This window comes from Clostridium cellulovorans 743B (assembly GCF_000145275.1).
GTDB lineage: Bacteria > Bacillota > Clostridia > Clostridiales > Clostridiaceae > Clostridium_K > Clostridium_K cellulovorans.
Genome location: NC_014393.1, coordinates 4,898,746 through 4,921,403, shown reverse-complemented (window position 1 = coordinate 4,921,403; position 22,658 = coordinate 4,898,746). Strand labels below are relative to the sequence as shown.

At 30.3% G+C, this 22,658-nt stretch carries 15 protein-coding genes; 6 read left to right on the top strand and 9 right to left on the bottom strand.

Annotated features, from left to right (window positions below; all coding sequences use genetic code 11):
- Window positions 1-52: 52 nt before the first annotated feature.
- Together CLOCEL_RS20395 and CLOCEL_RS20390 are read right to left on the bottom strand one after the other, a co-directional pair.
- Window positions 53-1,360 carry an ABC transporter substrate-binding protein gene (locus tag CLOCEL_RS20395; protein ID WP_010074089.1) on the bottom strand — a complete coding sequence of 436 codons (1,308 nt, stop codon included), beginning with the start codon at window positions 1,358-1,360 and terminating at the stop codon, window positions 53-55.
- Window positions 1,361-1,706: 346 nt separating this feature from the next.
- Complete coding sequence (locus tag CLOCEL_RS20390) at window positions 1,707-2,714, bottom strand: LacI family DNA-binding transcriptional regulator (protein WP_010074088.1); 1,008 nt, start codon at window positions 2,712-2,714, stop codon at window positions 1,707-1,709.
- A 264-nt stretch (window positions 2,715-2,978) separates the two neighbouring features.
- On the opposite strand from CLOCEL_RS20390, the gene CLOCEL_RS20385 reads away from it, so the two are divergent.
- A complete protein-coding gene (locus CLOCEL_RS20385; RefSeq protein WP_010074087.1) occupies window positions 2,979-4,916 on the top strand; it encodes an ABC-F family ATP-binding cassette domain-containing protein in 1,938 nt (645 codons plus the stop codon).
- Between the two features lie 22 nt (window positions 4,917-4,938).
- Window positions 4,939-5,406, top strand: a complete 468-nt coding sequence (lspA, locus tag CLOCEL_RS20380; RefSeq protein WP_010074086.1) for a signal peptidase II — start codon at window positions 4,939-4,941, stop codon at window positions 5,404-5,406.
- A gap of 462 nt (window positions 5,407-5,868) precedes the next feature.
- Here the strand turns inward: lspA and CLOCEL_RS20375 are convergent, their stop codons facing one another.
- On the bottom strand, window positions 5,869-7,101 hold the full coding sequence (locus CLOCEL_RS20375; RefSeq protein WP_010074085.1) for a hypothetical protein: 1,233 nt from the start codon (window positions 7,099-7,101) through the stop codon (window positions 5,869-5,871).
- A gap of 521 nt (window positions 7,102-7,622) precedes the next feature.
- Here CLOCEL_RS20375 and CLOCEL_RS20370 point away from each other — a divergent pair.
- Window positions 7,623-8,885 (top strand): TolB family protein, encoded by a 1,263-nt coding sequence (locus CLOCEL_RS20370; protein WP_010074084.1) that lies wholly within the window; start codon window positions 7,623-7,625, stop codon window positions 8,883-8,885.
- Between the two features lie 31 nt (window positions 8,886-8,916).
- Here CLOCEL_RS20370 and CLOCEL_RS20365 read toward each other — a convergent pair whose 3' ends face one another.
- Complete coding sequence (locus CLOCEL_RS20365) at window positions 8,917-9,768, bottom strand: Cof-type HAD-IIB family hydrolase (protein ID WP_010074083.1); 852 nt, start codon at window positions 9,766-9,768, stop codon at window positions 8,917-8,919.
- Window positions 9,769-10,019: 251 nt separating this feature from the next.
- Here CLOCEL_RS20365 and CLOCEL_RS20360 point away from each other — a divergent pair, with 251 nt between their 5' ends.
- Window positions 10,020-12,047: a penicillin-binding transpeptidase domain-containing protein gene (locus tag CLOCEL_RS20360; protein WP_010074082.1), complete on the top strand. Its 2,028-nt coding sequence runs from the start codon at window positions 10,020-10,022 to the stop codon at window positions 12,045-12,047.
- A 173-nt stretch (window positions 12,048-12,220) separates the two neighbouring features.
- On the opposite strand, the gene CLOCEL_RS20355 is transcribed toward CLOCEL_RS20360, so the two are convergent.
- The 5 genes from CLOCEL_RS20355 to CLOCEL_RS20335 all read right to left on the bottom strand — a co-directional run bounded on the left by CLOCEL_RS20355 (window position 12,221) and on the right by CLOCEL_RS20335 (window position 19,729).
- Complete coding sequence (locus CLOCEL_RS20355; RefSeq protein ID WP_010074081.1) at window positions 12,221-13,996, bottom strand: sensor histidine kinase; 1,776 nt, start codon at window positions 13,994-13,996, stop codon at window positions 12,221-12,223.
- Window positions 13,997-14,400: 404 nt separating this feature from the next.
- Window positions 14,401-15,225: a carbohydrate ABC transporter permease gene (locus tag CLOCEL_RS20350; protein WP_010074080.1), complete on the bottom strand. Its 825-nt coding sequence runs from the start codon at window positions 15,223-15,225 to the stop codon at window positions 14,401-14,403.
- A gap of 2 nt (window positions 15,226-15,227) precedes the next feature.
- Window positions 15,228-16,142: a carbohydrate ABC transporter permease gene (locus CLOCEL_RS20345; RefSeq protein WP_010074079.1), complete on the bottom strand. Its 915-nt coding sequence runs from the start codon at window positions 16,140-16,142 to the stop codon at window positions 15,228-15,230.
- A gap of 320 nt (window positions 16,143-16,462) precedes the next feature.
- Window positions 16,463-17,776: an ABC transporter substrate-binding protein gene (locus tag CLOCEL_RS20340; RefSeq protein ID WP_010074078.1), complete on the bottom strand. Its 1,314-nt coding sequence runs from the start codon at window positions 17,774-17,776 to the stop codon at window positions 16,463-16,465.
- Between the two features lie 312 nt (window positions 17,777-18,088).
- A complete protein-coding gene (locus CLOCEL_RS20335) occupies window positions 18,089-19,729 on the bottom strand; it encodes a response regulator (protein ID WP_010074077.1) in 1,641 nt (546 codons plus the stop codon).
- A gap of 437 nt (window positions 19,730-20,166) precedes the next feature.
- Between CLOCEL_RS20335 and CLOCEL_RS20330 the strand changes: the two genes are divergently transcribed.
- On the top strand, window positions 20,167-20,973 hold the full coding sequence (locus CLOCEL_RS20330; RefSeq protein ID WP_010074076.1) for an ABC transporter ATP-binding protein: 807 nt from the start codon (window positions 20,167-20,169) through the stop codon (window positions 20,971-20,973).
- Window positions 20,960-22,621 carry a hypothetical protein gene (locus CLOCEL_RS20325; protein ID WP_010074075.1) on the top strand — a complete coding sequence of 554 codons (1,662 nt, stop codon included), beginning with the start codon at window positions 20,960-20,962 and terminating at the stop codon, window positions 22,619-22,621. The genes CLOCEL_RS20330 and CLOCEL_RS20325 overlap by 14 nt, the downstream gene beginning before the upstream one ends.
- Window positions 22,622-22,658: the final 37 nt, after the last annotated feature.

Genomic DNA, 22,658 nt, shown 5'->3' with positions numbered 1-22,658 from the left:
TCTATGTAGTAATTCAGCAAATGGTTTTTAATTTTTATTATTCTAGATATTGTTAGTTTTTAACTGCTGCTTCTGCTTGTGTTTGAGCATTTTTAAGTGTTGAATCCATATCAGATCCACCAACGATCGCTTGTACTGCTTCTGTCATAATGCTTTCGATAGCATATGTGTGAAGACCATAGTTTACAGGTGGAATTTTTGCTGTCCATGTAGAGAAATCTTTAAATATTTCTTGACCTCCAAAGAATTCAGAAGGTTTAGAGTAATTTTCACCAGTGCTTGAGGATTTTAATGTACTTACTAAGTTAATATCTTTTGCTAAGTCATTCATTAATTCATTACTTGCTGCAAAAGTTTTTGCTAAGAAATCAGTTGCTAAATCAGAACCAGTAACTTTATCTAATACATACCAACTAGAACCACCAAGGTTAGAAGCGTTAACAGACTTAGAGTTTGCTCCCAGTCTTGGAATAGAAGTTACAGCCCATTTGCCACTTTGATCTTTAGCTGTTTGCACTGATGATGCAATCCAACAACCAGTTGGTACAGTAGCAACGTCTCCTTTTTGGAACGCACCTACGAAGGAATCCCAATCAGAAACTTGTTTTACTATTCCAGCATCAAGTAAGTTTTTGTATACTGTTATAGAGTCTTTTAATGCTTGGTTATCTGCAAGGTTTACAGTTTTTCCGTCTTTCTCCATGTACCATTCACCAGCTGTTTGCATCATAACTCTGATTTGAGCTAAGTCATTAGGGTCAAGTGTTAGCATATCTTTTCCAGTCTTTGCTTTTACAGCTTTACCAACTTCAATATACTTTTCCCAAGTCATATCTTTCATATCTTCTTTTTTATAGCCTGCTTGTTCTATATAATCAGTTCTATAGAATAAAGCTGTTACACCACTATCAAATGGTACACCATATAGTTTGTCACCATTTTTCATGATATCTAGTTTGTAATCCATGAATTTGCTTGCATCTATTGAGCCACTTATATCTTTGAAGTCCTCAGGATAAGCATTTAAATAACCTGGAGCCTTGTAATCTTCAATTAAAACAATGTTAGGAAGTCCATCATAAGTTCCAGATGAAAGACTTGTATTTAATTTTTGTACGATATCATTTTGTGCCATAGTTACAATGTTGAATTTTACGTCTGGATTATCTTTTAGGTAGATATCCTTAGCTTCATTTAATGCCTTAATATTGAATGTTTCATCCCAAGCCCAAATAGTAACTGTTTTATCAGTGCTTGTCTTACTATCTGATGTATTACTACTACTTGATGATCCACAACCTACTAAGCTGAATGTCATCATAGCAGTTAGTGCAGTAGCTATAATTTTTTTAAAATTCATAAACAAATCCTCCTCGAATGATTAAATTTATATTACTGATGTATTTGTTTACATTTTAGCATTTTCAACATAGTAAACGTTATGATGATATTAATCTTAATTTGTACTAATTTTATAATGAAAAAAAATAAATTTGTTCTTTTTTTAGATATTAGTACTTTTTTGTGATTGGTTTTAAGTTGCCAGTATATTCAGGAGTGAAGTTAAAAATGAATAATTATAGTAAAGATTATTATAAGAATTGAGTAAGTTTTATTAAGGCAAGAATAATGTCTAAGTGGAGAAGAATGTTAAAATTAAAAAAGGTTTACTGAAAAGTAGGTACATTTCAGTAAACCTTTTTAAGCTATATTATTTCTGTACAGCTTTCTCTTATTTTAAATTCAGTTGGTATTATAACTTTTTTATTATATTCTCTGCTGCCGTTTATAGATTCTAATAATAAATCAATAGCAGCGTTGCCTAAATATTCACTTGGAATTCTTATAGTAGTTAATGAGGGTACCATATATTTTGCACTAGGTAGGTCATTAAAGCCTACGATACTTATATCTTTTGGTATATGTAAGCCAGCCTCTGAGATTGCCTTATATGCCCCAACTGCCATAGTATCATTTCCAATAAAAAATGCTGTAGGTCTATCTTCTGATTTTAATGCTTCGGTCATAAGTTTATAGCCTATTTTAAAGGTAAAGCGTTCAGTTTCATATATATAATTAACATTATATATACCTCTGCTTTCCATAAATTCTTTATATTTAATATCTCTATCATCTATAAATAAATTTTTATAATCTATACTCTCTAATTTTTTTCCACCGATATAGCCTATTTTTCTATGACCTAACTCGTATAGATAGTTCAGTATCTTAGAAGTTGCTTTTCCTATATCGGCCATTACGGAATCAAATCTATTTTCGTTTGGTGAAAAATCTACGAATACTATATTTTCATTAGAACTTGCTAGCTTTTCTATAGTATCGTCGTAAAATCGTCCAATTGCAATTATTCCGCTAAGATTTCTAATATCTTCAACCGGAGTATCTTCAGTCACCTTTACTAAATTAAAGTTATTTTCGTTGCTTTTTTTCTCAGCAGCTAATCTTATTGATAAATAGTAAGGGTCTTCTAGTTCTTCTTGGTAGTTATACCAGTAAACAATTCCAATATCTCTAGAAAATTTATTTTTGGTTTTTTTTGACTTCGATGGAACATACTCAAGTTCAGATGCGATCCTTAATATTTTCTCTCGTGTCACATCAGTAACGTTTAATGTATCATCAAAGTTTAAAACTCTAGAGACTGTGGACATAGAAACCCCTGCAAGAGATGCTATTTCTTTTATAGTGGCCAATTGATTTTCCTCCCTATATTACCATAATATTTATTTTGACTTGAAAATATTTGGTAAGTTACTTATTACAAAAAGCATCTGCTTACCATAAACATATAGATATAGTATCAAAGTTTTATATTAACATCAATATTCTAAAATAGCGAACAGGACGTAAGTAAAGTAGTTTAATAGCTTCATTTCCTTGTTAATTATCAGCTTGTATGATATAAATTAGATATTGGACACATTGAAAAAATATAGAGTCTATAAGAGAGGTAAATCATGAACTTTTTAAGTGCAGAAAATATATCGAAAAGCTATAGCGAAAAGCAGCTTTTTAATAATATAAATTTAGGTATCAATGATGGTGATAAAATTGGTGTAATAGGTATAAATGGAACAGGGAAAAGTACCTTGCTTAAGGTTATCGCAGGAGTAGAGAATGAGGATACAGGAAAGATTATAAGAGCAAATGCAGTTAGAATTGAGTACTTATCCCAAAATCCAGCTTTTGATGAGAATGCTACGGTAATCGAACAGATTTTTAAAGGTGATACTCCTGTGATGAAGCTTATAAGGGAATATGAAGAAGCAATAGAGGATAAAAATACACCGGATGAAAAGCTTATGAGACTTACAAGGGATATGGATGCAGCCAACGCTTGGAACCTTGAGAGTGAAGCAAAGACCATATTAACGAAGCTTGGAATAACAGATTTTTCTCAAAAAGTTGGGAATTTATCCGGAGGCCAAAGAAAAAGAATAGCTCTAGCAGCAGCGCTTATTAGTCCAGCTGAACTTCTTATACTAGATGAGCCGACTAATCACCTAGACAATGATACCATTGCGTGGCTTGAACAATTTCTTAATAAAAGAAAAGGGGCTCTATTAATGATCACTCATGATAGATACTTCCTAGATAGAGTTGTTAATAGGATAATTGAAATCGATGGTGGAAATTTATATTCATATGAAGGGAACTATAGCGTATTCTTAGAAAAAAAGATTGAGCGTAAAGAATTAGAAGCATCAACTCAAAGTAAGAAGGAGAATCTTTTTAGAAAAGAGCTTGCTTGGATCAGAAGAGGGGCACAGGCTAGAAGTACAAAGCAAAAGGCTAGAATAGACAGGTTTGAAACTTTAAAGGGTGAATTAGGAAAGGCACAGGACGAAAAACTTGAGATATCTGTTACAGGTAGTAGACTTGGAAAGAAGATTATCGAACTTGAACATATTAATAAATCCTTTGAAGATAAAAAGGTAATAGAGGATTTTAGCTATATACTTTTAAGAGATGACAGAATAGGAATAGTAGGAGCTAATGGAAATGGTAAGTCTACTCTTATAAATATAATTAGTGGTAAGCTTCAAAAAGATAGTGGGGAAGTTGTTATTGGAGATACAGTGAGGATCGGAGTATATTCTCAAGAAAATTATAGTATGAATGAAGAACTTAGAGTTATTGAATATATAAGAGAGGGTGCAGAACTTATTACCACTGCTGATGGTGAAAAGGTCACAGCATCGCAAATGCTGGAGAAATTCTTGTTTCCATCTCATCTTCAATGGACACCGATATCAAAACTTTCTGGGGGAGAAAAAAGAAGGTTATATCTTTTAAGAGTTCTTATGGAAAGCCCAAATGTTCTGCTACTAGACGAACCTACTAATGATTTAGACATAGAGACTCTTACTATATTAGAGGATTATATTGATAATTTCAGTGGACCTGTTATAGCTGTTTCTCATGATAGATATTTCTTAGATAGAATTGCCAATAAAATATTCTTCTTTAGAGGTCAAGGTGAAATAGATAAGTATGTGGGTAACTATACAGATTTCAAAGAAACTGTGGAAATAGAAACAAGTAGTGAGGAAAAGAATCCAAAGGCAGTGGATAAATCAAAAGGTAATGGGGATAAAAACTTCTTAGATGTGGATAAAAATTTTCAAAAGCAAGAAAAAAAGCCAATGAAGTTTTCCTTTAAAGAGCAAAGAGAATTTGATGAGATTGATTCAGTTATCGCTGGATTGGAAGAAAAATTAGAAGATTTAGAGGCAAGAGTAGAAAAAGCAGCTACGGATTATGTATTGCTTCAAGAACTTCTAGCAGAAAAGGAAAGTTTGCAACAAGAACTTGAGGAAAAGATGGAAAGATGGGTATATCTAAATGAATTAGCTGCTCAAATTGAAGAAAATAAGGCAAATAAAAATAAATAAATTTATAATATAGGAGAAAAGTATGTTTCTAGTTATTATGATAATAGCCTTAGTGGCTTTAGATCAAGTTTCAAAGCTTATGATCATCAATAATGTTGAGGTTGGTGAAAAGATACCAGTTATAAATGATTTTTTCTATATAACTCATCACAAGAATGAAGGAATAGCGTGGAGTTTATTAGAGAATAAAGGGTATATCTTTATTCCTATTACTATTATTGTAACAGTTGTTCTTTCGTATATGATATATAAGAACAAAGAAAAGTTATTTAGAATCTCCTTAGCAGTAATTTTAAGTGGTGCTATAGGAAACTTGATTGATAGATTATTTTTAGGAAGTGTTACAGATTTCTTTGAGTTTCATTTTGGCTCATATGTGTTCCCTGTTTTTAATGTGGCTGATATTTGTGTAGTTCTTGGATCTGTGGCATTGGTTATTTTTGTATTGTTTTTCTATGATGAAGAGCAAGATAAAATTAAGCTAAAATAGGAAAAATTAGTTAGTCTATAAAATTATAAGCTGCATGCGTATAGTCATACTAATTAAGGATGCTGGAAATAGAGAAACATTTACTGATGGTTAAGCTAAAATGTTTTACTAAGAAACCTTCTATGATATTTTTATTTTATTATAGAAGGTTTCTTTTTTTATAGATAAACACATTCAAAACTTGAACTTGTGATAAAATTTTCATTGGTAACATTAGTATTAGCTTTGATAAAATTAAAGAATAAGTTGAGAATTAACTGTGGTATCTATGACACATGTCTAAATGAGAAATTGCACAATTTCATTTTATGTATTTCTATTTAAAGAAAACAATGGATTCTCAATGCTAATCTATAGGTTAAAATCTCTATTTTTAAATTATGCGATTTTCTCTAAAGATAAATAAGTTTAAAACAATATTCATTTTTTCTAAATTTACTTTCAATATAAGAATTGAAACTATTAGTTTTTCTTATAGAATTGTAAAGCTAGTCCACCTACGTAATATGGACAGTTTTGAGCTGAATGTCTCACTAATCCATAAGTTCCCCATTTAGAAAGTACATTTACATTGCCGTAAGCATCAGGTCCTATTGTGCCAGCTATACGATTATAGACTATTCCAGAATGTTCATTACCAGGTGAGCTATAGTATACTCTTTCTCCAGAATATCCGCTAGCAGTACCCATATAATTATAGCTACCATCTGTCATATAAGGTGTTGGATTATTTATCCAATATACATTACTGGTAGCTTGGCTATACCAAGCATAAGAATGGCAATTATAATTTGAAGTGGCAGATCTTAAAAGACCAATCCCTGGATATGTAGATTTAACCCAATTATCAGCTTCAACTTTTTCAGCATTAGTCATAAGTTCTCCAAGTTGGAGAACCTCTACAGGTGTTCCTTTTGGAGTATATACATATTTAGTTGTTTGTTCGGCTACTAATGAAGGTGTTTCTTCAGTTGCTAAAGTGGTTGTTTGATCAACTACTAATGTAGTTGATAGTGCAGGTGCTGGTTTAACTATTAATGTAGTTGCTAATGTATTTGACTGTTCAGTTGATAAGGTCGCTTGTTTTTCTGCTTCAACTTTATAACTAGTAGCACAGGTTGCACCATAAATATCCTTATGCTCTTTCTTTTGCATATATTTATTTTCTACTTCTTTTTCTACTTCATTTTTACTTGTGTCATTTAGTTTACTTATAACTTCATCTTGTCTTAGTAATACTTCAACACTAGCTAAATCAAAAATTTCACTTGAAGCTACATCATCAGCAACTTCTATACTCTTGTATTTAGCAATTAGCTTATCAGCAACATCTTCTCTTTTTAATAATTCTTTTAGTCCATTAAATTTCTTGGAGACAGCATTAAATCCTTTTTGATATGAATCATAAGCATATATATCCATAAGGAAAGGATAATTTAAGACAGTTTCTATTAACTCATCTGTAGTCAAACTTTTTAGAACTTCTTCTGGTATCTGACAAGATTTTTCTCTTGCTGGTTTATTGCCTAACTTGTACCACTCCACTGTTCCAGGTTTTATTGGATAATTATAACCAATAGCAGTATTGATAGTTACTTCATTAGCACCAGTTGCAGAAACTGAAACTCCTGCAATAGTAACAAACACTAGCGCTGATGCTGAAATAAAAGATAAAAGTCTTTTTCTAATATTCATTTTAATCCCCCTAAAAAATAGTAAAATAATTAAACTTATTTATCTTAAAATTTAAAACATGTACAAAATTTACCTTTTGATAGAGATTGGTTTTCATTAAGAAGACGCTTACATGATAATTTATAAAAACTAAATTAGATAAGAAACCTAAAACTATCATTAATATATAAATTTAAAATATCACAACTTTACACAAAATAGAAAATATCAACAATATTCGCCTATTATTTACAATTATGTTACCATATTGATTAAAAATTTTCAATACTGCAAATGTAAATGTTTTTCATTAGATTTTAACAGAACTATTAACTATTTATTTTTACTTTTGAATTACTCACTCCAAGTTATTGAGGATGATGATTGTAAGTAATTATATAAAATTGCATGTTAGAAAAAGTTTAGGAAAACTTTATTTGAATCCAGAGATTTTATAATATAAGCTAATAATATGAGAAGTAATAAATTTAGGAAATTAATTACGAATTAGTTATGATAATCATAGCTGGAAGTGTGGAGAAATGATGAAAAAGATATTACTTATTGTAGTAGCATGTATTATGGGTGTATACGGATTGGTAGAAGTTACAAAGGCATTAGAAAAGGAACCGTTTAATCCTTTGATGCAAACAGAGTCTACTTATCGAACTTTAGAGAAGATAGACTTAAGTGATCCATATTATAAGGCAAATAATATAGTAGAAGGTTATACCATTCCAGAAAATTTAGATGTCAGATGTAAGTATACGGATTCTAGTTTACTTGTTACAACTTCAGATAGCCATTATGTAAAAAATCAATTTAGCCTACCAGAGGGTATATATGAATATAATTTTAAAACTGAAGAGATGAAGCTAATAGCTGACAAAGTGAAAAAGAAAAATCATATAAAGACTGTGGCTTATGATGATGGTTATTTAGTTTGGGAAGAAGATGGTCAAGAATTGATTAGTGAAGTGAATGATGGAAGAGGGTGGAAGATGTATTTGAAAAACATAGATACTGGTAAAGTAATTAAAATAGATCAATACAGCAAAAAGAATAGTAGCTATGCTAGTGGTGGATATAAATTTAGTCCTAATGATATAGATATAGATGGTGAAAATATTGTATATAAAATAGATGCAGTTAACGAAAAAAAAGAGACAATTCATATTGTGAAAAGCTATAACATAAAAACTAAGGAATTAAAAGAAATTAAGAGGAGTAACAGTATAAATAAAGATACCTTCTCTGAGCCAGATGTTGATGGAGATAAGGTTGTATTTTGTGGACATTCTATAGATTCTAATGATTCTCAAATATATATATATGATATAAACTCAGGAATATTTGATGTTATTTGGTCAACAGAGGATGAGAAAGATTTTAATAACGCAAAGATAAGTGAAGATACTGTTACAATTGCTAAATCAAATTGTAAGACGTATAACTATAACGGTTATAGCTTTACATCAAAAGTTGTTTTGTATGATATTAATAAGAGAGCTTTTGAACCGATAAGAGATCCAGAACAAGTTAAGTGGGAGTCTGGACATAACGGCAGCATAAATTTGTTTAATGATAAATATTTAACGTTTAGCACTGGAGATAATTCTAATACGAAAATTTATGATATGAAAGCCAAGAAGTATATAGATTTATTGAGAGAAGAGGAAAAAAATGAATATCTCATAGAAGGTGTAGGTGAATCCTATGATAATTTAGTGATGGTAGACTTATGGAAAAGTGAATATACAAGAAAACGGGTATACATATTAGAAAAAGAGAACAGCATGTCCTAGGACGTGCTGTTCTTCTATAAGAACTAAATTTTTAAACAATTTTTCTTAGCTGGTCTGTTAGTACAAATTCATTTATAACCTTTGCAACACCACTGTCATTATTGGAAGCTGTAATATAATCAGCTCTTTCTTTTACATCTTCAAAAGCATTTCCCATAGCTACTCCAAGACCTGCATATTCAATCATAGGTAAATCATTCCCACTATCACCGATAGTTATGACCTCTTCTTTTTTTATATTATAGTATTTTGTAAGAAACTTAACAGCACTGCCTTTAGTGATTCCTTTTGAGCTAATTTCTATATTATCTGCTGCTTGGTTAACTAGTTCTATATCATGTAGTTGTTTTAGTTCCTTCTTAAGTGCATTTAGTTTATCTATATCCTTGACGGTTACTTCACATTTGTATATGTTATCAACGCTTGTATCGATCATCTGCTGCCATTGTTTTTTATTAAATATATATTTGAGTTTTGTATTTCTGCTAACAACTCCAATTAGCTTACCTAAGAAAAGTATAAGGGTAAACTTAAAGTTGCTGCTGTATACCTTGTCTGTTGTGTAAAAAGACGCTTTTATATTGTGCTTTGAGAAGATTTTGAGTAATTTGCTACAGGTATTTTTGCCTAATATCTTCTTAAAAATAAACTCATCATTTTTCTTATCCTTAATGATAGTTCCGTTGGAGCCAACAATTGAAGAATTAACTCCTAATAAATTAGAATAATATTCAGCATCACTAAATAACCTACCGCTACATATTACAACATGTAAGCCTTTATCATGTGCTTCCTTTAAAGCTTTCTTTGTATCTTCTGTAAGCTTATGTTTATCATTTAGTATGGTGCCATCTATATCTACGCAAATCATTTTGTAACTCATAACGTCCCCCATAAATAAAGTTTTAATGTTAATTCTCATAATAGTTATGATTTTCTTTGCTAGTATAACTATAGCTCTTAAAGTTGTATTCAATATTAATATATGGTTAATTCTAATAAAAGGGTAAATAAAGTAAGATGTTTTATCAATAGTCTAATGGAAAAATTATCGAAGTTCAATAGCATTATCTTAGGCTAGAAATGGAAAACACTAAAGAATGGTGATATAATTGTTACCGAGGAGATGATGAGATGAGAAAGTTATCCATAAAGAGCTTATTACTTATAATCTTTGCTATTGCAATGTTGGTTTTAAGTGGATGTTCTAAGGAAAAAAGTGCAGCAGATACCTTTGCGGTATACAAAGAAAGCTGGCAAAATAAAGATTATGAAGCTATGTATGAAATGCTTTCAACGGAAGCAAAAGGATATGTATCTAAAGAAGATTTTGTACAAAGATATACAAAAATATATAGTGGAATAGAGGCAGAAACTATAGAAATCACCGTGGACAGCGAAAATGAGAATAAGAATGAAAAGGACAAGAGTAGTATTCCTTTTTCAATAGATATGAAAACTGCTGCTGGTGATATTAAAATAGAAGGTTATACTGCTAATTTAGTTAAGGAAAAAGTTGATAAGAAAAGCAACTGGCTTATTAACTGGGATGAAAAAATGATTTTTCCACAGATGGTTCAAGGGGATAAGGTTAGAATAGACACCTTAGAAGGCAAGCGTGGAGAAATATATGATGCAAAAGGAAATGGTCTTGCAGTTAATAGTACAGTAACACAGATAGGTATTTATCCTAAGAATTATGAAGCTAATAAAGCAGCAAATACAGAGCAACTTGCTAAAATTCTTGATATCAACCCTAATGATATAACAGAAAAGCTTGCAGCAAATACTAACCCTGAATATTTTGTACCGATAGTAACAGTAAATTCTACTGAGAGAGAAAAAATATCTGCAGCTTTAGCGATTGATGGAGTAATAAAGAAAGATAAGAATGGTAGAACTTATAATGGCGGAGAAGCTTTTGGAGCTTTAATTGGTTACATAGGTAATGTAACAGCAGAAGAGTTAGAAGCTAATAAAGATAAAGGTTATACAGAAACTAGCTTGATTGGTAAAAGAGGCTTAGAACAGGTTTATGAAGATAGATTAAAGGCAAAAGACGGAGCACACATATATATTTCAAGAGAGAGCGACAACAGTAAGATTGATATTGCAAAGACAGAACCAAAGGATGGGGAAAAGATAACTATTTCTATTGATTCTGAGTTGCAAAAGAAAATATATGAAAGTATGAATGGTGAAAAAGGAGCATCTACGGTTATAGATCCAAAAACAGGTGCTGTTTTAGCTATGGTAAGCTCACCATCTTTCGATCCTAATTCCTTCACTACTTATGTAACTCAAACAACAAAAGCTAAGTGGGATGTAGCAAAGGATGCACAATTTGAAAATAGATTTAAGAAAAGTTATGCACCAGGTTCAACCTTTAAGCTTTTCACAGCTATTGCAGGTCTTGAAAAGTCTGCAATAAATCCAGAAGAAGCGCTAAGTATTTCAGGAACTCAGTGGCAACCAAATGCAAGCTGGGGAGATTATAAAGTTACAAGAGTAACAGATACAGGGGCACCAGTCACTTTGAAAGATGCTTTTGTATATTCAGATAATATTTATTTCTCTCAAGTAGCCCTTAAGCTTGGCAAAGACGCTTTTATAGAAAAGGCAAAAGCTTTTGGAATAGGGGAAGAACTTCCTATAGATTATCCAATAGTAGCGTCACAGATATCAGCAGATGGCAGCTTAAAGAATGACATAGCTCTTGCAGATAGCAGCTATGGTCAAGGTCAGGTGCTTATGACACCACTTCAACTTACACTTATGTATAGTGCTGTTGTAAATGATGGTAAAATAATGTCACCAACCATTGAAAGCAAGCAACCAAAGGTTTGGAAGGAAAATCTTATATCAGCTGCAAATGCTAAGGTTTTAGCTGACGATTTGAAAGCTGTAATAGAAGAACCAAGTGGAACAGCACACAGCATACAAATACCTGGAGTTTCTCTTGCTGGTAAAACAGGAACTGCAGAGCTTAAAAAGGATGCTAATGATACGAATGCAGAGGAGAATGGCTGGTTTGTAGTTATGAATACAGATAATCCTAAGTTAGTTATGGCTACGATGATGGAAAATGTAAAAAGTAAAGGTGGTAGTCACTTCGTATTAGATGGACAAAAGAAAGTTTTAGATTATTACTTTGCTAAATAAAAGCGTATATATATTCTGAATAGAAACCTACAGTAAATGTATAAATAATGCATGAATTTAATGTAGAGTAGTAGTAAACCTATATAAAATATAAAAGCTACATAGTCTCACGAAAGTAAGGCTGTGTAGCTTTTTCTGTAGAAATAATAATGTTTTTGAAATAATCATATTAACTATTGTTCTGTTTGGCTTGTTACTGGGATTGTTATTTCAACCCTAGTAAAGTTGCCAAGAACACTTACAATGTTTATACCATAGTCGTTTCCGTAATATAATTTAAGTCTGTCATCTATATTTTTAAGACCAATGCTGTTAAGACGACCTTTATGCTCCGTATTATGAAGGAGTTTATCGATAGTAGATTGATCCATTCCCACACCCGTATCTTCAACAGTAATGTAGATTAAATCATCCTTTAGGAAGCCTTGTAATAATACTATGCCATCCTTTTCAGCTTGATCTATACCATGGATTATAGCATTTTCTACTATTGGTTGAAGTAAAAGTTTTGGAATTTTATAGTGCATAATTTCATCGGATAGTTTAAAAACAACATTCAAATTGTCATAGTATTTATATTGTTCAATGTTTATATAATGTTTAATATATTGGAATTCTTCTTCAATAGTTATGAATTCATTAGTTTTGCCCATACTTACATTTAATAATTCTATTATAGAGTTAGTTAGATTACTTATATTATCTATCCTTTGGGTATCAGATAGCCATTTAATAGTATGAAGAGTATTAGAAACAAAATGAGGATTAATTTGTGATTGTAAAGTTTTTATTTCTAATAATCTTTTTTTCATCTCTTGAGTTTTAATATCTTGAAGCAAAGTAGTTATTTGATCCATCATATTATTAAAGGTAATGCTCAGGTCTTCTATTTCATCGTTAGAGTTAATTATTATTTTAGTTGTTAGATCACCGTTTTTAATTTTTTCCATTCCTTTTCTTAGTCTGTGTATGTTTTTGCTTATAGAGTAGGATAAGACTATTGCAATAATTAATGAGACTATAAGCAGAATTACTGAGTAGCTCAGGGTGTTTCGAATTGCGCTAGAGGATTTTTGTAGCAAACTACTTTCAGGAACTAAGGCAAAAGTAATCCATTTTGTAAATTTAGATTTGTAATAGACTACAAACATAGATTCGCCGTTTATTTCTTGAAGAAAATAACCGTTATTATAAGGAATTTTGTTCAATACTCCCTTATAATCAGTGCTACTTATGTTATCACCAAGAGTTGATGCATCATTGTTGTTATAAATAATTTTATTATCCCCATCAACCATAAATACACTGCTATTAGTAGGAAATTGAGAACCGAGTTTTGAATTTATAAGTTCATATGTGCAATTAACTACAATAATTCCAAGGTTTTTATCGCCCTTTCTGATTTTAGCTATATAAGAAATTACGTCATTTGTTTTAGTTTTTGAAATTGTATTTAGATCGTAAGCCGAGTTTACCTGTATTTTTACAATATTATCTTTCAAATTTTTATTGTTGAAATAAGCTCGGACACTGGCTTCGCTAAGCATTCTGCCATTTCCCTCTGTATATATCCTACCTTTAGAATCCATGATTTGTATACCGGAAATATCATAGTTATTGGTAATCATTTGCGTCAGGTATTCATGCATTTTTATATTGTTATTAAAGATAGTTGTCTTATCTTGTGTTTCAAGGTTTTCTTCTAATATTTTCATAATAGTAGAGTTATTAAATGCCATTATTGAGGTCAAATACTGATTATTTGTTAAGGTGTTTTCAAAGCTATTATTTGAATCTTCTAAAAGCTTATAGGTATATGTTTCAACTAAATCTGTTACTACTCTAGTGGTATCCCTATACCATATAGAAGTTAGTATTAAGGTTAATGCTATAGTCATTGAACCAAATGCCAAAGCTATTTTTCTAGTAATTCCTTTTTTATTATCCATAATATATATCTCCGTAATTTTAAAATCTTCATATAAATAATTAGTGTTTATATAGTGGCTATGTTACTAAGTTTGTTTAATATAAGAGTAGCTTTTTTAGGGTGAACTAATTAAGTTATAACTATTCATTGAGGCTACTATTTCTTAGTCCTTATGGTGATAAATAAATTAATTAACTAGTAAATGCTCAGTTTAGTAACTAATTAATTTTTTTATGTCAGGTTAAAAGTATTTCGTCTAAAATTTAATTTTCTTGAGAAAAAATTTCCCACTAATATTAAAATAAGATGTGTTGAAGTTCAAGAAAGTTAAGAGTAATTGAATATAAACAAATAATTCACTTACAGCAATAGGGATACTGTAAGTGAATTATCAATATAATAATTATTATTAGGGGTACGAGTCTATTTTGAGGAACCAGTAATACCCTCAACGAATTGTTTTTGTAACAACAAGAATATTATTATTACTGGTAGAGTTGCAATTACTATTGCAAGCATTAATTGACCGTAATCAATAACATATGCAGAAGATATTGTTGATATGAATAGAGTCAATGTTTTTGATGTTTCAGTTTGTAGTACAATCAATGGCCATAAGTAGTTATTCCATTGATTCATGAATGCCCAAATTGCTCCAGCTGCAAACACAGATTTCATAGGAGGAACAACTATTCTTAAGAATATAGTAAGCTCGCTAGCACCATCTATACGAGCAGATTCTATTGTTTCTGTTGGGAAACTCTTGAAACTTTGTCTAAAGAAGAATATTAAGAATATTGAAGCTCCTCCTGGAATGATTATAGCTAAATATGAATTTATAAGTCCAACTTTAGCTATCATTTGGAATAGAGGGATCATTTGTGCTGCGAAAGGCACCATCATGATTAAAATTAATACTCCATATATCCTATCTTTCCATTTACTTTGGAATTTTTCAAAACCGTAGGCTGCTAAAGAACTTACGAATAATGCAAAAACACAATATATTAAAGTTATTATTGTTGTATTTACAAAGGCTTGCTTAATGTTTCCTACAGCAGTTAATTTGTTTAAGTTATTGAATAGTTCACTACCAAAGCTTAATTTACCTTGAGCAATATCAACTGTAGTATTAGTAGATCCTACAATTATCCAGTAGAATGGGAATAATGATAAGAAAGCTACAATAATTAAAAATGTATATGTGAAGATACTTTGTATTTTCTTTGCTACTCTGTATTTATTCATTATTATTCCTCCCCTGCTACTTTAAATTGTATAACCGATAGAATTACAACTATTACAACTATTGCAAAAGAAAGCATTGCTGCATATCCGAAGTTTGGATTGAAGACAAAGGATTGATTATAAATATATTGTGATATTGTAACTGTAGAGTTTGATGGACCACCCTTTGTTATATTCATAGGTTCATCAAATAATTGTAATGTACCAATTGTTGAGGTTATAGCAGTAAATAATATTATTGGTTTTAATTGAGGAACTGTTATAAATAAAAATTGTTTAATCTTGCTTGCGCCATCGATTGATGAGGCTTCATAAACTTCTTTTGGTATAGTTTGAAGTCCAGATAGATAGAACATCATGTTATAGCCAGTCCATCTCCAAATAAGAGCTACTATAATTATTACCTTAGCCCAAAATGTAGAGTTTAAGAATAAAATAGGATCATTTATAATGTGTAAAGATAATAAAGTTCTATTTATGATTCCATCTCCAGAGAACATCATTTTGAATAGTACAGAATATGCAACTAGTGATGTTACACATGGTAGAAAGATTGCAGTTCTAAAAATACCTTTAAATTTTATTTTATCAGAGTTCATAAGTGAAGCTAAAACAAGAGCAATAAAAAGCATTATCGGTACTTGAATTACTAGGAAAAGAAGTGTATTTCCAAGTGATTTATAGAATAGGGAGTCGCTGAGCATTCTCTTGATATTAGTTATTCCACTAAACGTATAAGTAGCACCGTTTGGTGATTTAAATGATAAAAGAAAGGCGCTAATTATTGGGTAAACAACGAAAATTGTAATTAATAGTACTGCGACGCTGACAAATAACCAACCACTTATATCTTGTTTATTTAATTTGTGAGTATTAGATTTATCAGTTGATTGATTCTTTAGGGAATTAAAAATCATAAGCTTACCTCCTTTAGTATTTAGGGTTTAAAATATTTAGGGTTTAATTTTTAAGGTTTAACTTTTAGGGTTTTAGATGTTTTTAAATAAAAATGTCTTAGTCTCACTAAGACATTTTTATTGGGTATTTAATATATTTTCGGTATTTAGTTCAGTAATAAATGTCTGGGGGACTATTATATGAACCTGTTTTCGAATATATATTTATTTTGAGTGCTTATAGGAATTTAAATTTGTAATTAGCATATTTTTTAAACGTTACAATATGGGTAGTTTTCAGGGTCTACATGCTAATTTTTATTTTAGAATTCTATAAAGCATTATTCACCAGTTTGGTTTTTAGTCATTTCTTCTATAGTTCCTAGAACTTTTGAAACTTCAACATTGCCATCTAAAATGTCTTTTATTGCAGCTTGAACTGAATTTTGAGCAGTAGCTGTGTTTTTGTCATAAGTTACTTGTGGAACGTCTTTAATATATTGAGCAAAATTTTTGAAGATTTGTTGTCCGCCAAAGTATTCATCTTTAGTTTCGAAAGCTGAACCTTCAAATGCTGGTAGGTAAGCACAAAGTGCACCTTGATCTTTTAATATCTTTTGATAGAAATCAGCATCGCCTGCAAATACTTCTTTTAAGAAGTCTATTGAAGCATCTTTATTTTCTGAACTGTTTAATACATATAAGCTTGATCCACCTTGGTTTGAAGCATTTTTAGCATTAGGTGTTTTTGTAAGTCTTGGAACTGAAGTAACAGCCCATTTTCCAGATGCACTAGCATCACTCTTGATTGTTGGTAAGAACCAGCATCCTTGTATTGCTGTAGCAGCTTTACCAGAACTGTAAGCACTTACGTATTCAGTCCAGTCATTAGCAGCTAAGAATATTTTTTCATCATTCATTTTCTTGATTAAAGTTAATGATTCTTCTAAAGCTTTATTATCTTTGATATTTATTTTGCCGTTGTCATCATAGTACCATTGACCAGCTGATTGAATCATTATGTTTTCTAATGTTGTACCATTGTATAAGTCGTTTACTAGCCAATCAACACCTGTTGCAGCCTTTACTTTTTTACCAATTTCAATGTATTGATCCCAAGTGATGTTCTCTAGATCTTTTGCTGTGAAGCCTGCTTTTTCTAATAAGTCTTTTCTGTAGAATAATGCAGCAACTCCTGTATCAAAAGGTAGACCGTATTTTTTATCTTGGTAGCTAACTGCTTTAACCTTGAAATCTGCGAATTTATCAAATGGAAGAGAACTTGTTAGATCTACGAATTGATCTGTGTACGTTGAAAGATACTTTTGAACTTTAACGTCTTCCATTAATGTAATGTCAGGTAAACCTTTTGTAGTACTTGATGCAAATGCAGTTTGTAGTTTTTTAGATACGTCTTCATTAGTATATTCATTTACTACTATTTCTACATCTGGGTGTTTTTCAGTATATCTTTTTCCAGCTTCCTTTATTATAGGAATATTGTAATTAGTGTCCCATGCCCATACAGTGATAGTTTTTTTACCATCTGTTTTGGTTGATTCTTTAGTTTCAGTTTTTGTTGAGTTTCCACAACCAGCTAAAGAGCCTACTACTAATACACTTGTAAGAATAGTTGCTAATAGTCGTTTTTTCATGGTTTATTTCCCCCTTAAAATTTTCTTCTGTAATTGTTTTCATTATAAAAGATAATCGACACTTCTGGGACACTAATTTTTTTATATTTACTACAAAATTTATAGCTACGCATGTATATTGAGCATATTTTTAGCTAAATATACGATAGTGATAAGTGAACTATTGGGATGTGGATGGTAATTTAGTAAAATAAAAACTTACAATAGGAGTCTGAATTATTCAAAATTTACATTTATTATAAATTTTACAATAAATATTTTATGAATAAGTTCACTCTAATTGTAAGTTTCTGATTGATCTATGTAATTTAATTATTTTAAGGTAAAGGAAGAATTACTAGTATCCTTAAATTGTGTTGGAGTGACACCGGTGATAGACTTGAAGATTTTAAAAAAGTAGTTATAACTACTGAAACCTGCTTCTCCAACTATCTCCTTTAGCGTGTATTCTCCAGAATTAATTAGAAATTTTGCATATTGAACTCTTACTAAGTTTAAGTATTCTACAAAGCCTTTTGGATAGTCGGATTTAAAAGTATGGCTTAAATAAGCGCTTGATATACCCAATTTGTTTGATACATCAGTTAAAGATATATTATTCTTAAAGTTCTCATTTATATATTTTATAGCTTCTCTTGTATATTTTGAATAACTATCCCTTATTTCATAGGTACTTAATATTCCAATAATTTTTAATGATATCTCAAGCAGATAGTTTTTTTGATCTTCAGCTGTTTCAAGCTTTTCTATGTAATCAATTGGATTATAGGAATAGCCTAATAACTGAATGACAAAACCATTTTCTTTTAATACCCTATATAGTATAGTCATTATTTCTATACAGATTTCTCTGGCATTTTCTCTGGTTATATTCATCTCTGCTATCTTTGAAAATATGTATTCAATATGTTCTTTTAATAAGACTTCTTCCTTATATATGATATAATTATAAATTTTTTCTTGGTCTTTTGAACTCAAATAGAAATTTTGAATTTCATCAATAGAGGATTGAGTACCTTTATATATTTTCCCTTTTCCTTTAGAAAACTTCTCTTTTAATGCGTAATTAGCTTCAAAGACATACTTGAGTATTTCTTTCACATTGTGGCAAAGGCTACTAATACCTAAGGAGATAGTCACGTTGAAATATCTTTTTGATACAGATATAAGTTTCTCTGTAGTTTCTTTTGTTTTACTATCTATATTACCAAGGCTTATCTCTTTTTTATTGTTTATAATAATTAGGAATTGACCTTTCGAGATATATTCTATTATGCTATCTTCTTTATTAAATACAGATTCTTTTATTATCTCTGTATAGGACCGTATAAATTTATTTTCATCTTCAAGGGTAAATCTTGATTTATAGGTTTCGTAATCATCTATTTCCAGAGCTAGAATAATAAGATTGCCCATAGAATCTTTAATATCGAAGTATTGGATAAAGGATTTAAGTAAATTCTCATCTTCAAATTCTTTATTCATTATTTTATTGATAAGTTCTCTGTTAACTAAATATTTATGAGTGCTAAGTTCTTCGTTCAATTTGCTTCGATTAATAGATTCATTATTTTCTTTTTCAATCTCTTTAACTGCAGTATTTAGAACTGATAATAATTCTTCAGCATTTAATTGATTTTTTAAAATATAATCAACAGCTTTAAGTTTTAAACTTTCTCTTACATAATCAAAGTCATCGTATGCACTAAGAGCTATAGTTTTTATTGAGGGGTATTCTTTTTTCAAAAATCTTATAACATCGACGCCGTTTAAGATTGGCATACTCATATCAGTGATTACTATATCTGGTTTGTCATTTTCAATATTTTCAATAGCGTTTTTAGGATTTGAGTATACTCCACAAATTTCATAATTATAATGTGGCCAGTTTATTATAGTGTTAAGTTTTGTACGGGTGATGAAATCATCATCGATAATCATAACTTTTATCATAGTTAACTCCTCTTAATTAATAAAATTTTTATAGTAATCCATTTTATTTTAAAGCTTGTCGAAGGTGTTTGTAAAGGTTTTCCGAGTGAAGAGGGATAAATTTATTTTGATTAAATTAAATTTTAAAAGTTCTTATGATTTTTAGGTAGTTTTGGGATTGTAGCAATAAGCGGAAACTTTATCGACAAATATTACTTTATTATGAATTAAAGTTTAAATTTATGTATTATAAAATTAAATTGGTTTATATTACAATAGGTGTGATTAGGGGATGAATAATAATAAACAAGTATTTGTTTATCATGATATATGCGATACAATAAATTACAGGAAAATTTTATTAAATAAGCAGTTGTAATTAATCATAATAAGTAGTAATATATAACTTGTAATATGTAGAATTGAACTTTTAAAAGTTAAAATAAAGAGGTGGAAATATGGATTTTAAGAATGAACCAATAATAACCTTAAGTGATTTAAAAATGAACTATGGTGAAAAGGAAGTACTAAAGGGAATAAATTTAGAAGTTTATAAAGGACAAATCATAGGCTATATAGGACCAAACGGAGCTGGCAAAAGTACTACAGTTAAAATACTACTAGGACTTGTACAAGGGTATACTGGGACGGTAAAAATCTTTGGTAAGGATGTATCAAGTGCAGATGTGGAATATAAAAAAAGAATTGGGTATGTTCCAGAATTAGCAGATGTATATGAAAGTTTAACTGCTAGGGAATATATAACCTTTATCGGAGAATTATATGGTCTAAATGAAAAAGAATCTAGCGATAAAGGAAAGAGACTTATGAAAATCTTTGATATCGCTGAAGTATATGATGAAAGAATATCTTCATTTTCAAAAGGAATGAAGCAAAAGGTGGTTCTTATTGCAAGCTTAATACATAATCCTGATATCCTATTCTTAGATGAGCCATTAAGTGGACTTGATGCTAACAGTGTTATGATTGTTAAAGAAATTTTATCTCATTTAGCGGCACAAGGAAAGACCATATTCTATTCTTCACATATCATGGATGTCGTTGAGAAGATAAGTAGTAGAATTGTATTAATAAACGGGGGTCATGTTGTTGCGGATGGAACCTTTAAGGAATTAAAGGAAAAGAATAAAGAAGGGTCTTTAGAAGAGATCTTTAATGATTTAACTGGCTTCGACTCTCATACAGCATTAGCTGAAGAGTTTGTAGCTATAGTGCAAGAAGGTGAAGGATATGAAGGATTATAAGACTTTAAAATTTTTAGATAAGTTTCAAAATTTCTTTAGAAAAATGGGTGTAGATTATCCTGTTATGAGAAAAATATTGCAGGTGAAGCTCACAATGGATAATAGAAGAGTTCCAACAGTTTTTAGTAATGGTACAAATAGTAATAATAAAAAGAAATCAAAGAATGAAGATAAAAACTCTAATGTACTAATGTATGGAATGAATATATTCATGAGCATATTCATTTCTGTATTCGTAGCTATGGGAAAAAATTATATATATCAAATGAGCATAGTAGCTGGTATGCTTATGTTTTTCTTAATGATGTTTATGGTTTCTGACTTTTCATCTGTATTGTTGGATACTAGGGATAAAAATATAATTGCTCCAAAGCCTGTTACAGGGAAAACCTTAAGTGTAGCAAAGGTTATACATATTTTGATTTATGTGAGTAAAATAACAATTTCTCTTGCATTATTACCAATGATAGTGGGTACATTCTTTCAAGGTGTAGGATTTCTATTGATTTATTTAGTTGAAGTAATACTTTTAAATCTTTTTGTGGTAATAATTACGGCACTGTTCTATCTATTGATTATAAGATTCTCTAGTGGAGAAAAGTTAAAGGATATAATCAATTATGTACAAATATTTTTAGTTATTTTCATGAGTGTAGGATATCAATTTCTTGCTAGGATGTTTGATATTGTAGATTTTGAGGCTGTCTTAAATATTAAGTGGTGGCATTATCTTGTTCCACCAGTTTGGTTTGCTGCACCATATGAGTTAATTTTAAAAGGCAATTTTGATATAAATTATATAATTCTTTCTGCTTTAGCGTTAGTAGTTCCGATAGTTTCTATAGTTGTTTATATAAAACTTACGCCAACCTTTGAAGCGAATCTTCAAAAGTTAAATGACAATAGTTCAAAAAGCAAAAAAGAAGAGGGCAAGTTATTTAGTAAAATTGCAAATTTGGTTTGTCCAAATAAGGAAGAGAAAAGCTTTTTCAAGTTCTATTATAAGTTGTTAAAAAATGAAAGAGAATTTAAGCTTAAAGTCTATCCTTCAATTGGGATGGCATTAGCGTTCCCATTTATTATGATGTTTTCTTTCGCCCATGGTGAGAACTTTGACTCGATAAGAGGTGGAAGATTATATTTGTTTATATATATGTGTGTTGCAATGCTTCCTACAGTAATATCGATGCTTAGATTTTCAGGTAATTACAAAGGCGCTTGGATATATAAAACTGCGCCTATAAAGTCACCAACTGCTATTTTTAAGGGTGCAATAAAAGCAAGTATAATTAGGCTGGTACTACCTATAATGATTCTTGAAGATATAATCATGATAGCTGTTTTTGGAGCTAGGATAATACCAGATTTAATAGTTGTCTTTCTTATTACGGTAATTATGAGTTTACTTATTTTTTCTATGTCTAAGAAAGCAATTCCGTTTTCCCTTCCATTTTCAGCAGTTCAAGGGCAGGGCGATTCAGCTGCAAACTTACTTATGATGGTTATAGTATTAGTGTTAGCTGGAGTTCATGTAGGAATAAGCTTTATACCTTTTGGTGTCTATGGATACATGGTTATAGCACTGATTGCTATGATAATTCTTTGGAAAAATGTATTTAAGATATCTTGGGATAAGATTCAGGAGTAGATTATACATTACGTAGTTTATTATAATAATTGGGAGG

What these genes read in the sequence shown, in the direction of transcription:
- CLOCEL_RS20395 (WP_010074089.1), bottom strand. Translation starts at nt 1,360, where the DNA reads ATGAATTTTAAAAAAATTATAGCTACTGCACTAACTGCTATGATGACA.
- CLOCEL_RS20385 (WP_010074087.1), top strand. Translation starts at nt 2,979, where the DNA reads ATGAACTTTTTAAGTGCAGAAAATATATCGAAAAGCTATAGCGAAAAG.
- lspA (WP_010074086.1), top strand. Translation starts at nt 4,939, where the DNA reads ATGTTTCTAGTTATTATGATAATAGCCTTAGTGGCTTTAGATCAAGTT.
- CLOCEL_RS20375 (WP_010074085.1), bottom strand. Translation starts at nt 7,101, where the DNA reads ATGAATATTAGAAAAAGACTTTTATCTTTTATTTCAGCATCAGCGCTA.
- CLOCEL_RS20370 (WP_010074084.1), top strand. Translation starts at nt 7,623, where the DNA reads ATGATGAAAAAGATATTACTTATTGTAGTAGCATGTATTATGGGTGTA.
- CLOCEL_RS20365 (WP_010074083.1), bottom strand. Translation starts at nt 9,768, where the DNA reads ATGAGTTACAAAATGATTTGCGTAGATATAGATGGCACCATACTAAAT.
- CLOCEL_RS20360 (WP_010074082.1), top strand. Translation starts at nt 10,020, where the DNA reads ATGAGAAAGTTATCCATAAAGAGCTTATTACTTATAATCTTTGCTATT.
- CLOCEL_RS20355 (WP_010074081.1), bottom strand. Translation starts at nt 13,996, where the DNA reads ATGGATAATAAAAAAGGAATTACTAGAAAAATAGCTTTGGCATTTGGT.
- CLOCEL_RS20350 (WP_010074080.1), bottom strand. Translation starts at nt 15,225, where the DNA reads ATGAATAAATACAGAGTAGCAAAGAAAATACAAAGTATCTTCACATAT.
- CLOCEL_RS20345 (WP_010074079.1), bottom strand. Translation starts at nt 16,142, where the DNA reads ATGATTTTTAATTCCCTAAAGAATCAATCAACTGATAAATCTAATACT.
- CLOCEL_RS20340 (WP_010074078.1), bottom strand. Translation starts at nt 17,776, where the DNA reads ATGAAAAAACGACTATTAGCAACTATTCTTACAAGTGTATTAGTAGTA.
- CLOCEL_RS20335 (WP_010074077.1), bottom strand. Translation starts at nt 19,729, where the DNA reads ATGATAAAAGTTATGATTATCGATGATGATTTCATCACCCGTACAAAA.
- CLOCEL_RS20330 (WP_010074076.1), top strand. Translation starts at nt 20,167, where the DNA reads ATGGATTTTAAGAATGAACCAATAATAACCTTAAGTGATTTAAAAATG.
- CLOCEL_RS20325 (WP_010074075.1), top strand. Translation starts at nt 20,960, where the DNA reads ATGAAGGATTATAAGACTTTAAAATTTTTAGATAAGTTTCAAAATTTC.